Origin of the sequence: Sulfitobacter rhodophyticola (genome assembly GCF_041281685.2) — a bacterium.
GTDB lineage: Bacteria > Pseudomonadota > Alphaproteobacteria > Rhodobacterales > Rhodobacteraceae > Sulfitobacter.
Genome location: NZ_CP166251.2, coordinates 1,777,719 through 1,789,805, shown reverse-complemented (window position 1 = coordinate 1,789,805; position 12,087 = coordinate 1,777,719). Strand labels below are relative to the sequence as shown.

17 protein-coding genes are annotated in these 12,087 nt (G+C 58.3%); 5 read left to right on the top strand and 12 right to left on the bottom strand.

The window, feature by feature from the left end:
• Positions 1-17: 17 nt before the first annotated feature.
• Both AB4X18_RS09840 and AB4X18_RS09835 read right to left on the bottom strand, forming a co-directional pair.
• Positions 18-221: a hypothetical protein gene (locus tag AB4X18_RS09840; protein ID WP_370399916.1), complete on the bottom strand. Its 204-nt coding sequence runs from the start codon at positions 219-221 to the stop codon at positions 18-20.
• 30 nt (positions 222-251) lie between these two features.
• Complete coding sequence (locus AB4X18_RS09835; RefSeq protein WP_370399915.1) at positions 252-1,877, bottom strand: DUF4331 domain-containing protein; 1,626 nt, start codon at positions 1,875-1,877, stop codon at positions 252-254.
• Positions 1,878-2,116: 239 nt separating this feature from the next.
• Here AB4X18_RS09835 and AB4X18_RS09830 point away from each other — a divergent pair, with 239 nt between their 5' ends.
• Positions 2,117-2,572: a prepilin peptidase gene (locus tag AB4X18_RS09830; RefSeq protein ID WP_370399914.1), complete on the top strand. Its 456-nt coding sequence runs from the start codon at positions 2,117-2,119 to the stop codon at positions 2,570-2,572.
• 5 nt (positions 2,573-2,577) lie between these two features.
• On the opposite strand, the gene AB4X18_RS09825 is transcribed toward AB4X18_RS09830, so the two are convergent.
• From AB4X18_RS09825 to AB4X18_RS09805, 5 genes are all read right to left on the bottom strand, one after another.
• Positions 2,578-3,096, bottom strand: a complete 519-nt coding sequence (locus tag AB4X18_RS09825; RefSeq protein WP_370399913.1) for a cupin domain-containing protein — start codon at positions 3,094-3,096, stop codon at positions 2,578-2,580.
• Positions 3,093-3,635 (bottom strand): RNA polymerase sigma factor, encoded by a 543-nt coding sequence (locus AB4X18_RS09820; protein ID WP_370399912.1) that lies wholly within the window; start codon positions 3,633-3,635, stop codon positions 3,093-3,095. The genes AB4X18_RS09825 and AB4X18_RS09820 overlap by 4 nt, the downstream gene beginning before the upstream one ends.
• A 104-nt stretch (positions 3,636-3,739) precedes the next feature.
• A complete protein-coding gene (locus AB4X18_RS09815) occupies positions 3,740-4,237 on the bottom strand; it encodes a hypothetical protein (protein ID WP_370399911.1) in 498 nt (165 codons plus the stop codon).
• A gap of 95 nt (positions 4,238-4,332) precedes the next feature.
• Positions 4,333-5,115 (bottom strand): molybdopterin-binding protein, encoded by a 783-nt coding sequence (locus AB4X18_RS09810; protein WP_432817348.1) that lies wholly within the window; start codon positions 5,113-5,115, stop codon positions 4,333-4,335.
• A complete protein-coding gene (locus tag AB4X18_RS09805) occupies positions 5,105-5,917 on the bottom strand; it encodes a cytochrome b/b6 domain-containing protein (RefSeq protein WP_370399909.1) in 813 nt (270 codons plus the stop codon). Before AB4X18_RS09805 ends, AB4X18_RS09810 begins: the two co-directional genes overlap by 11 nt.
• Positions 5,918-6,098: 181 nt before the next feature.
• Here AB4X18_RS09805 and AB4X18_RS09800 point away from each other — a divergent pair, with 181 nt between their 5' ends.
• A complete protein-coding gene (locus tag AB4X18_RS09800) occupies positions 6,099-6,653 on the top strand; it encodes a fasciclin domain-containing protein (RefSeq protein WP_370399908.1) in 555 nt (184 codons plus the stop codon).
• Between the two features lie 55 nt (positions 6,654-6,708).
• On the opposite strand, the gene AB4X18_RS09795 is transcribed toward AB4X18_RS09800, so the two are convergent.
• Positions 6,709-7,056 carry a copper-binding protein gene (locus AB4X18_RS09795; protein WP_370399907.1) on the bottom strand — a complete coding sequence of 116 codons (348 nt, stop codon included), beginning with the start codon at positions 7,054-7,056 and terminating at the stop codon, positions 6,709-6,711.
• Positions 7,053-7,580 (bottom strand): DUF4142 domain-containing protein, encoded by a 528-nt coding sequence (locus AB4X18_RS09790; RefSeq protein WP_370399906.1) that lies wholly within the window; start codon positions 7,578-7,580, stop codon positions 7,053-7,055. The genes AB4X18_RS09795 and AB4X18_RS09790 overlap by 4 nt, the downstream gene beginning before the upstream one ends.
• Positions 7,581-7,715: 135 nt before the next feature.
• Between AB4X18_RS09790 and AB4X18_RS09785 the strand changes: the two genes are divergently transcribed.
• The 3 genes from AB4X18_RS09785 to AB4X18_RS09775 all read left to right on the top strand — a co-directional run bounded on the left by AB4X18_RS09785 (position 7,716) and on the right by AB4X18_RS09775 (position 9,806).
• Complete coding sequence (locus tag AB4X18_RS09785; RefSeq protein WP_370399905.1) at positions 7,716-8,657, top strand: AraC family transcriptional regulator; 942 nt, start codon at positions 7,716-7,718, stop codon at positions 8,655-8,657.
• Between the two features lie 126 nt (positions 8,658-8,783).
• Positions 8,784-9,152 carry an SPW repeat domain-containing protein gene (locus tag AB4X18_RS09780; RefSeq protein WP_432817347.1) on the top strand — a complete coding sequence of 123 codons (369 nt, stop codon included), beginning with the start codon at positions 8,784-8,786 and terminating at the stop codon, positions 9,150-9,152.
• A gap of 60 nt (positions 9,153-9,212) precedes the next feature.
• Positions 9,213-9,806 carry a uracil-DNA glycosylase family protein gene (locus AB4X18_RS09775; protein WP_370399903.1) on the top strand — a complete coding sequence of 198 codons (594 nt, stop codon included), beginning with the start codon at positions 9,213-9,215 and terminating at the stop codon, positions 9,804-9,806.
• Positions 9,807-9,953: 147 nt separating this feature from the next.
• On the opposite strand, the gene AB4X18_RS09770 is transcribed toward AB4X18_RS09775, so the two are convergent.
• The 3 genes from AB4X18_RS09770 to AB4X18_RS09760 all read right to left on the bottom strand — a co-directional run bounded on the left by AB4X18_RS09770 (position 9,954) and on the right by AB4X18_RS09760 (position 12,071).
• The gene (locus AB4X18_RS09770) at positions 9,954-10,778 is read right to left on the bottom strand and encodes a class I SAM-dependent methyltransferase (protein ID WP_432817346.1); all 825 of its coding nucleotides are present in this window, start codon (positions 10,776-10,778) and stop codon (positions 9,954-9,956) included.
• 88 nt (positions 10,779-10,866) lie between these two features.
• The gene (locus tag AB4X18_RS09765; protein ID WP_370399901.1) at positions 10,867-11,280 is read right to left on the bottom strand and encodes a RidA family protein; all 414 of its coding nucleotides are present in this window, start codon (positions 11,278-11,280) and stop codon (positions 10,867-10,869) included.
• Positions 11,277-12,071, bottom strand: coding sequence for a class I SAM-dependent methyltransferase (locus AB4X18_RS09760; RefSeq protein WP_432817345.1), 795 nt, complete (start codon positions 12,069-12,071; stop codon positions 11,277-11,279). The genes AB4X18_RS09765 and AB4X18_RS09760 overlap by 4 nt, the downstream gene beginning before the upstream one ends.
• Between the last annotated feature and the right edge of the window lie 16 nt (positions 12,072-12,087).

Sequence of the window (12,087 nt, the reverse complement as noted above, 5' to 3'; positions counted from 1 at the left end):
AAACCTTGACTGGAGGGTCAGAGTTCGAACGGATCCACGGTCAGTTGCAGCGCCAGATCGGCGTTGGAGATGTCAACGGCCGTATCATTCGCACCCTGGCCAAAGGCCTGCTGGAACGTCGTTCCCAGGCTTTCGATCCCACGGACCGCCGCGCCGCCACCGCCACAGGCAGCAAGCCCCGCGATGACCAGACCCAGCGTGGCCAGCTTGATATTATTCATGCGCATTTTGCGTCCTCCTCAGGGGATCTATCAGTTGCTGACCACGGTACCATTCGGTGAACCGGGGATGGGCGAATTGAGGTAAGGGAACCGGTTTTGCAGCTCGCTGGCGGCAATCGGTGCCCCGTCTGTCAGTGCGACATTGCCAATCGGTGCCTGATCGGGCGTACAGAAACCAAGGTTGATCAAATCGGTTGAGGTGTCTTCCTCGGCGCCTTCCACACCAAGCTCTGCACCAAGGGGCACGGGATGGCACAGCGCGCCCATTGCGACACGCAGGATCACGTCGATCACGTCATCGCCCGGACGACGACCGTTCGGGAAACCTGCAAGGTCTTCAGCCACAACACCAAAGCTGTGCTGCTGATCCCGCGGCGTCACCGGAACTGCGGTGTTGACGCGCAGCATTTCCGAACCCACCACATTCTGCGGCTGGTTCAGACCCGGCAGGCCGGTCAGGAACGTCGCCACAAGATCCGTCCGGGGCAGGTTGGTCGGCGCAAGCGCGTCCGTTGCACCCAGCGGCGGGCCAAACAGGATTTCGACCAACCGTGGGAAGGTCGGATTGGTCACATAGGTAGCAAAGCTGCCGTCATCGATCGGCTCTGACCCGTTGAAACGGTCCTTGTCGGGAATGCCGATCACGACCTCGTTCACCAGCGGCGTGGAGATACGCGATTGCTGAACCAGCGCGCCGCCAACGCGCGATGTGTCTTCATAGCTGGGAGAGGGGTTCTCAAGCTCGCCCTGCGCAAGGCTCGATGTGGTCCAGGCACCGATCACCGGATCGTCTCCCTCGGTCACACAATCGATGGGCACTTCAACCGCGATGGTCGTGACGTTGACCTTGCCGAATACATCGTCGTTGTCGCGGCTCTGGGTAATGCCGCCGTCAAAGCCGCCACCATCTCCGGCACCGGGGGCGCTGTCGCCTTCGATGGGCACGAAGTTGATCAGGTCAAAGACTTCTCCAAGGTTCAGCGCGAAGGCATCCGACCGCTGGCCGACGAATACCCGACCCGGCAGATCACAGCCCGGAAGATCGAAATCAGAAATGAACTGATCGGCATAGGCGTCGTAGTTGGGCAGGGTCTTGGTGCCGATGTAATCAAGCGGTTTGGTGAAGGATGTGCTGCCCGAACCTGAACGGGTAAGCGTGGTCCGGGTGCCGCTGCGCCGGTCCCCTTCGATCAGCGTGAGGGTGTAGCTTTCGCTTTCGTTCAGCAGCGATTGGTCATTTGCCAGAATGGGGCCTGCGTATTTCAGCGGAATGGCGACATTCTCGCCACCGATATCCAGACCGATGCCCGCGCCGTTGTTGGCCAACCGGTTCTCAAAGTCGAACTGGAACGTCAGGTCTTCGATGGCGTCCCCGTCATTGTCGATATGCACTTCATAGATGGCGTCGGCGTCCATGGTGTAATAGCTGGGCCCGCCATAGTTCACCTGCAGCGGCTGGTAGTTCGCCAGCATGGTGACATAGCCTTCGCGGCCAGGTTCATAGCTGCGGAACAGATACATGTCCGAGCCATCCACCTTGGGGTGTTCGGTGATTGCCGGGGCCTCCCGGTGAGACGATGCCATGACCGTCCCTGTCGCGCCCACAAGTGCGGCCACAAGCGCCGTGCTGAGGGTCAATAGGTTCTTGGTTTTCATTTGAAGTCCTCTTTCAGATCGGGATTGCGCACATCTTTCCCGCGCACAAAAAGACGATCCTTTTGCGAGAAATGACATGCGACAGCGGAGTTCAGCCCTGGAGCGGTGACCCGCCTGCAGGAATCATCAGGTGCTGCACCCAACAAGACGGAAAGCCCGGCGGAAAAGTTTCACCGCCCGAAACAATATCGGCGCGCCACCCGTATCTTCAGATGAGTAAGGCATGCGCAGGGGCTTTGATGGTTGACCTTGGACTGGAAGCACGGGATCTGATCGTCTCCGCGATGCTGTTCGCGGTGCTGGCCTGGATCACATGGAGCGATCTTGAAAGCCTGCGCATCCCGGATCTGGCGAGTGTCCCGCTGATCGCCATGGGGTTGGGTCTTGCCGCCTTCCCGGATGGGATTGGGTTGCAAGACGCGTCAATCGGCGCAGCAATGGGATACCTCTTCTTTGCCATTCCCGGCGGCTGGTTCTACCGCACGACGGGCCAAGACGGGCTCGGGTTGGGTGATGCGAAACTTCTGGCCGCGGCAGGGGCCTGGCTGGGCTGGCGGAGCCTACCGTTGCTCGTAGCCCTCGCCGCCGTTGCGGCCCTCGCGTTCGCCCTTCTGGCGCGCAAACGGCGGCTTGCTTTTGGTCCATGGCTGTCCGGCGCGTTCTGGATCCTCTGGCTGCGGCACATCGCAGCATGATTGGATCACGCGCTGACCAACACAAGACAGCCGTTCGGCATATCAATCACCGCATGTTCACTGCCCGGTGCAGAAGTCTGCGCATCACCGGCCTTGAACAGTTTCCCGCCCATCCACAATTCACCCTCAATGATGAAAAGATGCTCCGCCCGTTGATGCGGGTGGTGCTTGATCTGCGCGCCGGGCAGACAGCGCAAAAGATACATCGTACGACCGGTATCAGGGTCTTGGCCAAGGACCTTCTTCCATATCTTTTCCGAACGCCGCTCCCAGACGACATCTCCGGCATAAATCGCCTGCGTCTGGTTTTGCGGCGTGCCATCTATTTCCGCTTCGATGGCGTCAAACAGGTCCTCCGGTGGCTCCGCCTGTGGCAGTGTCTGCAGCAGCGGCGTCAGCATTTCTTTCAACTCCGCAACCTCGTCCATCAGGTCGGGCCGGGTGCCCGGAATGGGCGCACGCGGGTCCAGCCCCCCCAAGGCGGCTTCGATTGCATCAAACGCTGCGGTACTCGTTTTCTTCATTTCATCGCTTCCTTCAAAGCCGCCAGTCCGCGGCGCACCCAGCTTTTTGCCGTGCCCACTGGAACATCCAGCACGGTTGCAAGCTCATTGTAACTGTAGCCCTGGAAGTAGCAGAGCAAGACCGCCCTGCGATATTCCGGCCGTAAATCGTCAAGCAGTCGGCGGATGACCATCCTGTCGAGCATCTGTGTGGCGGGATCAGGTCCTGCGGCGATATCCGGCACCTTGTCGGAGAATTCCACAAACCCCCGTGCGCGGTCCGATCTGAGCCTGTCGATCGCGCAATTCCGTGCGATGGATCCGATCCATGACAGGGGGTTGCCGTTCTTCGGGTCAAATTGATTGGCCCGGCGCCAGATGCGCACATAGGTCTCCTGCGCGACTTCACTGGCAATTTCACGGTCGCGCAGAATGGCCAGCGTGACACCGAACACATACCGCGAACTGATGTCATAGAAGCTGCGAAACGCCGCACGGTCGGCACAGGCGCAGGCCTCCAGCAATTCGGCCAGTTTGCGGGACTGTTCAGCGGTCCCCATATTTCCCCCCGCGCGCCCGGTTCGTTGAGATCGGGGCACCAACTTCGTTACACCCACAATTTGCCCTCTCGCTTCCCTTTTACATGAAGTACGCGGCCCGATCGCTAAAAGATGCACTCCATCCGGATTTTTTCCTCCTTTTCCATGAGCAAGGGGGCATCGATGTCCTGCTTTCGGTTTTTTTCGCTATGAAACCCGTGCATTGTAATGAAGAAATGCGTTTGCCCTTCGCACTTTGCGCGCACGAAACCGCGCAGCGCACTGCCATGCAAGGTCACCGCGCCAAGCGGAATCCATGGGCTTTCCAACCCAGTTTGCGTGACGACGCGCTGCCGGGACTGAAGCAGGGAGGTGCAGGACAATCCAAGAACGAGACCAGCCAAAAACGTTGCGATCACGATCTTGGGCGTAACAACCCGCCCCCTTTTCCGCGTCGGTACCGACGCCATATCGGCATCAATCGACCGCTCAATCCGGGTGAAAAGGTCTTGATCCGGGTCGGCAGGTTCAACCATCTGGATAAGCGGAGCAATGTCGTCCAGGTCTATCTCATCGGCGCGCTCTGATTTCTTCTTTGTGAGCCATTGGAAGAGATATTTCATGCGTCCTTGGGGTGCCATGTGTGGGTTCCTCAACCAGCAAGACGGGTGAGGATGCAGAAGAGTTTCAGCTTCCGTTGCGGCAGGTCATTCAAAGCTCAGATCCCGGCATACCATTCATAGCCACGGTCTTCCCAATACCCGCCCCGTCCCCTGCCGATGGCTGCGAAGTCGTGAATGATCTCAATTTCTCGAACGTATTTGGCCATCTTGTAGCCCAGCTGCCGTTCGACCCTCAGCCTCAAGGGGGCACCGTTGGGAACTGGCAGGTTTGCACCATTCATACCCCAAGCAAGGATGGTCTGGGGGTGACGGGCGTCTACAAGATCAATTGTCTCATAGTACCTCACACCACCCGCCAGGCTGCGTTCAATGGTGTCAAAACAATGCAGCAGGACATAGCGTGCGCCGGGGCGCAAAACCGCCCGATCCAGCACCCGAGACAACGGCACCCCGGTCCATTCCGCGATACAACTCCAGCCTTCGACACAGTCGTGTCGCGTGATCTGGTTGCGGGTCGGCATTGCGCGCAACTGCGCCAGCGAAAGCGACAGGGGGCGTTCCACCAGCCCGGTGACTTTTAGCCGGTAGTCCCGGAAGCCATTTGCTTGCAATGTCAGATAATCGTCGTCTTGCGGGTTCACCACACCATTGGGATGTTGTGATTGCCGGATTTCCGACCGGTCAAATTCAGTCGCCAGCGCGTCACGGTCCAGCAGACCCCTTTGCATCGCAAGGGTCAGATCATTTGCACGGGCCATGTAATGGCGCAGCGGGTTGTCAATTGCGCTAAGGGGATCCAATACCTTGCATCCCGCAAGACCCGCCGCTGTGGCCGCAGATGCACCAAGGCGCAATAGGTGTCGACGGTTAAACATCATGGTCAACATCCTTCCGATTGTCCGTAGTCGCGCGATACCATCCGGTCGTGATTGCGCGCATTTCGTTCAGCGGCCCCGCAAGCAGGACCATCACCAAATGCACGACGACAAAGATCAAAAGGCCAAAGGCCGCCAGAAAGTGCAGTGTGCGTGCCGTCTGCCTGCCGCCCAGCAGTTCAGGCAGCCAAGGCATCGCCGCATTCAATCCCGGGGACATGGCAAAGCCCGTTGCCACGATCAGAGGGAACAAGACAAAAAGGACGATTCCGTAAGACAGGCGCTGCAGCGGCCCGTATCTTGGCCCATGATGAAAGCGCAGCCGCAGATGATCGCGAATGTCCCTCAAAAGGCCGGTCAAATCGCTTGTCCGTGGCGTCAAATCGCGCTGGATATGCTTTGACCGAAACGCGCCGATCGTCCAAATCAGCAGCGTCCCCACGAAGATCCACGCAAAAAAGAAATGGATCACCCGTCCGGTGGCAAGGTCGATCCCGCTGGGGATCGTCGCCCATTGTGGAAACGCCCGTGCGGCGCCGCCGGATAACCCAAGCACTGCGAAACCGTCAAAACGCATGCCAAGTATGCTCAGGAACCCCGCGCCATCCTGTTCGCCAATCTCCAGAACCGTATTGCTGAACGCAAACCCGCTCTGATCCCCAAGATAAAGCGCTGGATGCGCGTTGAAGATCTGCAATCCGGTCAGCAAAAGAAAGAAGCTGCTGATCGCCCAGACCCAATGGGTGATGCGGGTAATCCATGTATGACGACGCACCAACGTCGTGTCCTTTGATCTGATCGGCATTTTCTCATCCTGTGCAGCATCTGGCACAAAGGACGGATTTTCGGCGCGTTCAGTTTCAATAAAGCCGGGATTTTCCAACAACAACAAATCGTGAGGGGCCCGCCTGAAACTCATCTGATTGCGTTCACGTCTCTTTCAGCAGTCTCACCAGAGGCCACGAACATCAATGAAAGGAAACTCAATGTTCACTCCAATCAAGGCCGCCGCTGCCCTCATGACAGTTGCCCTGACTGCAACCACCGCTTTCGCGGCAAACCCCGATGTGGGCGGCGCACCGATGTTTGCCGAAAAGAACATCATCGAGAACGCCGTGAATTCAGCCGATCACACAACGCTGGTTGCTGCCGTAAAAGCCGCAGGGCTGGTTGACGCGCTGATGGGCGAAGGCCCGTTCACCGTCTTTGCACCCGTCAACAACGCATTCGCCGCCCTTCCTGCCGGTACGGTCGAAACCCTGCTGAAGCCTGAGAACAAGGATCAGTTGACCAAGATCCTGACAGCGCATGTGATCGCGGGTGATCTGACTGCCGCGAAACTGAAATCTGCCGCCGCAAAAAGCGCAGACGGGTTTGCACATCTTCAGACCCTGTCAGGTGACGCCCTTTCCGCACAGGTGCGCGGGAACAACATCTACATGTTCGATGAAAACGGGAACGCCGGCAAGATCACGATTGCCGATGTGGATCAGTCGAACGGCGTGATCCACGTGGTCGACACTGTCCTGCTGCCAAAGTGAGACGGCTCCGAAAGATCGGGGGCGCCGGTTGTGCGCCCCCGTTTCTGTCAGCACGTCATAGGATTTCAAGTTTTCCCATCATGTGCGAATGAAACACGCAGAAATAGACTGTCTCCATATCGGCAGTAACAGGCACGTCGCGGACATCACCCTGGGCCATTTCCCCGGTATCCCAGCCAAAGTCATTTGCGGTCGCTGTATGCGGGGCGAGATCCTCGTTCCTCCAACGGATCGTATCACCCACCCTCACCTGAACACGCGCGGGGTCAAACGCGAAGCGCGTGATGCGGACATCATGGACGAACGGCGCCGCATCGACCTGGCGCGCCAGCCCAAGGGCAAGAGCCGTCGCAGATGCGACCGCTCCCGCCAATGCACTGCGGCGCGTGGGCGCAGACTTCATTCAGTCAACGCCTTCGCCATCATCTCCGCATGCCCTTCATGCGCCTTGAAAATCTCAAGTCCTTGTTGAAACAAGGCACGCACTTCGTCATTTTCGATGTTCGGGATCATCGTGTTCTCGACAAGGTCGTTGACAGCCCGGTGATAGGCCAGTTCGTTTTCCGCATAGGCTGCGTCAAACTCCGCGCCCCGCAATTGCACAAAGCCGTCGATGATCTTGTCGGCATTCGTGTTGAGGGTCTGGCTGAATTCATTGTCCTGTGCAGACGCCCCCAACTTGTCCAACAGTCCAAGAGCTGCCTCATTCACCGCGGTATGATCGCGGATCATCGTATTGGCGAACTCGTGGATGGCGGGATTTGTCGAGAGCGCAAGCGCAAGATGCGCGTAACGGATGTCGATGTTGTCAGCCGTGTAGGCAATGTGCGCGTATTCCAGATCGTTCATGTCAGCGACGTCCTGAGCGGTTGCAGATGTTGCAAACAGCGCGGCGGCGCAGGCCATGGCAGTAAGGAAGGATTTCATTTCATTTGCTCCTGTAGCGTTTCAAGTTCCTCCAAATTATGGAGCATGGACGGATTATCCATGTGAGATAATCCGCGATCACGTGCAGATCGTTCAGAAGGCTGTACACAAGGGCGAAACACGGTAAGTTGGGCCATGCTCGATCTGCTCAGTGATATCCTCACCAATCTTTCGATGCGGGGAACGCTGTACTTCCGCACCTCCTTTACCAAACCCTGGGGCGTCGCGGTTCCGGATTATGAAAATGTGGTGCGTTTCCATTTCGCCCACCGCGGTGCCTGCCTGATCAGGGTCAATGGGGCGCCCCTGCCGATCTCGGTTGCGCAGGGCGATTTAGTGATCATCCCGCACGGCGCATCGCATGAGCTTTATTGTGGTCATGACCCGGAAAGAACGATCATGCCGCTTGATACGGTCTTGGCGCGATCCGGATACGACGGGTCCGGTGTGCTGGTTTACGGCGGCGAGGACGACCACAACGAAACCGAACTCATTTGCGGCCACTTCTCATTTGAGCCGCAGGGCCAGCACATCCTCATGAAGCGCCTGCCGCCCTATATCCATGTGAAGAACTATGGTGAGACAGCCGGAAAATGGATGGAAGCGACTCTGCGCATGATCGGTGATGAGGCAGGCACGCATCGTATGGGCGGGGACCTGATCGCGCTGAAACTGTCCGAAGCCATTCTTGCGCAGGCGATCCGTGGCTTCATTGAAAGTGATGCCTCTGCGGAATGGGGGCTAAGCGGGTTTTCCGACAAGAACCTGCACCGCGCGTTGGACGCTTTTCACAAAGCACCCGAAAAGCAGTGGACGATTGAAAAGCTCGCGACACTCGCAGGGATGTCGCGCACCAGCTTTGCCGTCCATTTCCACAAGAAAATGCTCATGACACCGATGCAATATGTCACCAGTTGGCGCATGGAGGTGGCAAAACGGGTGTTGGCCAAGCCGGACACCGCGCTGACGGATGCAGCGGAAATGGCCGGATATGCATCCGATTCCGCCTTTGCACGGGTCTTCAAGAAAGAAACCGGGCTGACACCGGCAGGCTTCAGGAAAGTGCTATCGTCCTGAAAGCCCCTCGAATTTGAACGAAGTGCAAAAAAACTGGAACTATCCAGCATGGATCGGACGAAAACCCACCCTTAGTTTCATTTCATCGACGCCGATAGGGCGTAGCTGAAACAGAAAGGTCCGATCATGCCTCCCCGCTTCATTACAAAATCAATTCACGCTTACCTCGACTATCCCGTGGCCCTCGCGCTTGTCATCCTGCCCATCGTTCTGGGCCTTGGCGACGGAAACGCGCTTGCCTTCTGGCTGTCTGTCGCATCCGGCATCGCGGCTTTCGGCCTTACGGTTCTGACGGACCATCATCTTGGTATCTTCCGGGTGTTGCCCTACGGTTTTCACCTTGCCGTTGATGCCATGGTGGGCGTCGTGTTCATCGTGGCACCATTGGCGCTGGGTTTCGCCGGGACAGCGTTCTGGTACTACCTGTTGCTTGGGTTGTCAGTGCTTGTTGTCGTGGGGCTGCACAAGCCCGAAGCCGCTTCACAGCCGGCCTGAACGGGCGCGAAGATATCGACATGGGGGCGGATTCGCCCCCATCCGTCGGGGGGAATGGCGATGACAGTTCAGACACCATCCGATACGCAATTGATCCGCGAAATCCGTGCCTGCACGCTGTGCAAAGATTTGCCTCTCGGTCCAAAGCCGATCCTGCAATTCAGCCCATGCGCCAGAATTCTGATTGTCGGGCAGGCGCCTGGGCGCATCACCCACGCCAAAGGCATCCCCTTCGATGATCCCTCCGGGGTCAGACTGCGTGCGTGGATGGGATTGGAAACAGCAGCATTCTATGACCCGGACAAAGTGGCAATCCTTCCGATGGGCTTCTGTTTTCCCGGTACAGGGCAAGGTGGGGACATGCCCCCACGAGAGATCTGCGCACGCACCTGGCGCCGGAGAATTCTGGATCAGCTTGGATCGGTCGAATTCACCGTGATCATCGGGCGGTATGCGTTGGACTGGCACCTACCAGCATACAAGGATCGAACGCTTACGCAGGTGGTGCAACACTGGCGCGATCATTGGCCAGACAAGATCGTGCTGCCCCATCCCAGTCCACGCAACAACAGGTGGATCAAATCCAACCCTTGGTTTGAGACGGAAGTCGTACCGGAATTGAGAACGAGAATCGCCAGCCTTCACAGCACCTGAAGGCAGAAGCAAGGCGGGCGCCTATCCATTTTCAATGGGCAGAAGACCGGGCCGTATTTCGTAGCACCAAGGGGTCGAAGCTCTCACGACAGCGCATCACAGGCTCACATCGACCGCCGCAGATTGTGGAAATTTTTTTTCCCGCATTCAAACCGCCACTGCCGATGTCACCACCGCGGGTAGCGGCACGTGCCACACAGGTCCGTCGCCGTGTTTCCTCAACACCTGCGCAACCACTGCCGCGCGGATTGCGGCTGCATTCTTGTCCGGTTGGGGGCGCAAAAGCGCGCCGCCGCGCGCTGTCCCCTCAAGAAACATATCAAAGGGTGCGCCGGGATCGCTTACCTTCCACATGGATGCCACGGTTTCGGATTGCGGGTCTGTAAATCCATTCGCCTCAAGCACGGGGAAGGCCAATGCCGGATCTGCATAATCATTCGCACCGGGTCCCGGTGGCAGCGCGATATCAGGGTGGCCGTGCGTTTCGATCGCCCCAAAGACATAGCCAAGCGCCGTGTCCACCTCCGGCCCACACCAGACGGAAAAGGCCAAACGCCCACCCGGCCGCAGCACCCTGCGCGCCTCTGCCACAACTTTTACGGGGTCGGGCACATGCGGCATTCCGAAACCGATGGTAACGGCATCAAACATCCCGGCGTCAAAGCGCAGGTTCATGGCGTCACCCTCGATGAACTCTGCCTGCGGCGCTGCTGATCGGGCCATTTCCAGCATCGCCGGGGAGAAGTCGAGGCCAGTGACTTTTGCCCCCACCGCAATCAGGCCGGCGGTGACATTGCCGTGCCCGCAGCACAGATCAAGCGCCTCGGTGCCCGATTTGGCCGCCACCGCCGAAACAAGATGTGGCACGACCATATCGGCCGCACGCGCAAAGGCGCGTGCATAGGATTGCGCCGTTTTTGCGTTTGCCCATTCGCGCTTTTCCAAGGCAGCAAAGGTGTCTGGTTCAGTCATGGTAATGGCCCCTCCATCAATCCTATCACAACCGCGGACCCCTGACCCACGGCTTTGAACAACCGTCCAACGCGCTCTGGCGCGGCGACTATTCTTGACTGGAACCGCTACCGGCCACCACCGCATCAACCTCGATCTCCACCAGCCATTCGGGGTTCACGAAACGGCTCACGGCCATGATCGTATCAACGGGGCGGGCATCCAGACAATACGCCTTGCGGGCCTCAATGGCCTCTTTCCAATTGTCGATATCCGTCAGGATGACCCGCGTGCGCACGATATCCTCCAGCCCGGATCCTGCCTGCTCCAGCGCGGCCTTGATGATCTCAAAACACTGAACGGTCTGGGCAAAAACATCGCCAACGCCGACCGTGTTCCCATCCTGATCGACAGGCGCGGTCCCCCCGACTGCGATGAACGACCCCACGCGTACTGCCCTGCTGAACCCGACTGTCTTTTCCATCGGGTTGCCGTTCGAGACGAGCATCCGCTGCCCCGTCATACTGTTGCCTTCACGGCCCAGGCACGCGCGCCCAATTGAATGGGGCCAGTCTCCCCCACTGTCTTTTGCAGTTCTTTTCTTAGCGCTTCACGATGATCCGGCGACAGGCTCATGCAATACCCCGGTGCCGGCCCTGCCCCAAGCGTGAAGGGCTGCCAGAAATCATCAAAGTCGCGGAATTCGGTGGTGATACTGATCGGTGCAATCGTGGCCTCAGTCAGGTTGGCCTGTCCGCAAAGCTCCGACAATCCCTCCGACGTACAGAACGGGAACCGCGCGGCTTCATTCAAACCCGCTGCTTCAGGGTCCAGGGTTGCGGCTGCTTTCCAGAACGCGTCAATAAATCCAATACCACCGCCGGGGTAATCCCAGACATAAAAGGAAAGGATGCCGCCGGGCTTCAACACACGCTGCATCTCTTTCAGCGCGGCAACCCTGTCAGGCAAGAAGTTCACAACGAGAGCCGATGTCACAACGTCCGTGCTTGCCGGTTCGACATCCAGATTCTGGGCATCAACGACTTTGAAGGAGGCGCGCGCGTCGGTGATTGCCGACCGCGCATGACCCACGAAATCCGCCGACGCATCCGTAGCCATGATCCGATTGGGCGATGCGGTTGCCAGGATGGTTTCCGTCAGCGCGCCCGTACCGCATCCAATCTCAAGCCAGTCAGCTCCGTGTGGGGCATCCAGCCATTCAAGAAATCTGGCCGCGATCATCCTGCTCCAGCGTCCCATGTATCTGTCGTAGCTTTGTCCGGCGCTCCACGCATCGAATTTTGCATCTGTCATCACGGCTTCCTTCCGG

Excerpts from the sequence above, each read along its gene's own strand:
- AB4X18_RS09840 (WP_370399916.1), bottom strand. The coding sequence starts at position 221 with ATGAATAATATCAAGCTGGCCACGCTGGGTCTGGTCATCGCGGGGCTT.
- AB4X18_RS09795 (WP_370399907.1), bottom strand. The coding sequence starts at position 7,056 with ATGAAGTCTGCGCCCACGCGCCGCAGTGCATTGGCGGGAGCGGTCGCA.
- AB4X18_RS09825 (WP_370399913.1), bottom strand. The coding sequence starts at position 3,096 with ATGAAGAAAACGAGTACCGCAGCGTTTGATGCAATCGAAGCCGCCTTG.
- AB4X18_RS09815 (WP_370399911.1), bottom strand. The coding sequence starts at position 4,237 with ATGAAATATCTCTTCCAATGGCTCACAAAGAAGAAATCAGAGCGCGCC.
- AB4X18_RS09835 (WP_370399915.1), bottom strand. The coding sequence starts at position 1,877 with ATGAAAACCAAGAACCTATTGACCCTCAGCACGGCGCTTGTGGCCGCA.
- AB4X18_RS09805 (WP_370399909.1), bottom strand. The coding sequence starts at position 5,917 with ATGCCGATCAGATCAAAGGACACGACGTTGGTGCGTCGTCATACATGG.
- AB4X18_RS09775 (WP_370399903.1), top strand. The coding sequence starts at position 9,213 with ATGACAGTTCAGACACCATCCGATACGCAATTGATCCGCGAAATCCGT.
- AB4X18_RS09765 (WP_370399901.1), bottom strand. The coding sequence starts at position 11,280 with ATGACGGGGCAGCGGATGCTCGTCTCGAACGGCAACCCGATGGAAAAG.
- AB4X18_RS09760 (WP_432817345.1), bottom strand. The coding sequence starts at position 12,071 with ATGACAGATGCAAAATTCGATGCGTGGAGCGCCGGACAAAGCTACGAC.
- AB4X18_RS09810 (WP_432817348.1), bottom strand. The coding sequence starts at position 5,115 with ATGATGTTTAACCGTCGACACCTATTGCGCCTTGGTGCATCTGCGGCC.
- AB4X18_RS09830 (WP_370399914.1), top strand. The coding sequence starts at position 2,117 with ATGGTTGACCTTGGACTGGAAGCACGGGATCTGATCGTCTCCGCGATG.
- AB4X18_RS09820 (WP_370399912.1), bottom strand. The coding sequence starts at position 3,635 with ATGGGGACCGCTGAACAGTCCCGCAAACTGGCCGAATTGCTGGAGGCC.
- AB4X18_RS09780 (WP_432817347.1), top strand. The coding sequence starts at position 8,784 with ATGCCTCCCCGCTTCATTACAAAATCAATTCACGCTTACCTCGACTAT.
- AB4X18_RS09770 (WP_432817346.1), bottom strand. The coding sequence starts at position 10,778 with ATGACTGAACCAGACACCTTTGCTGCCTTGGAAAAGCGCGAATGGGCA.
- AB4X18_RS09785 (WP_370399905.1), top strand. The coding sequence starts at position 7,716 with ATGCTCGATCTGCTCAGTGATATCCTCACCAATCTTTCGATGCGGGGA.
- AB4X18_RS09800 (WP_370399908.1), top strand. The coding sequence starts at position 6,099 with ATGTTCACTCCAATCAAGGCCGCCGCTGCCCTCATGACAGTTGCCCTG.
- AB4X18_RS09790 (WP_370399906.1), bottom strand. The coding sequence starts at position 7,580 with ATGAAATCCTTCCTTACTGCCATGGCCTGCGCCGCCGCGCTGTTTGCA.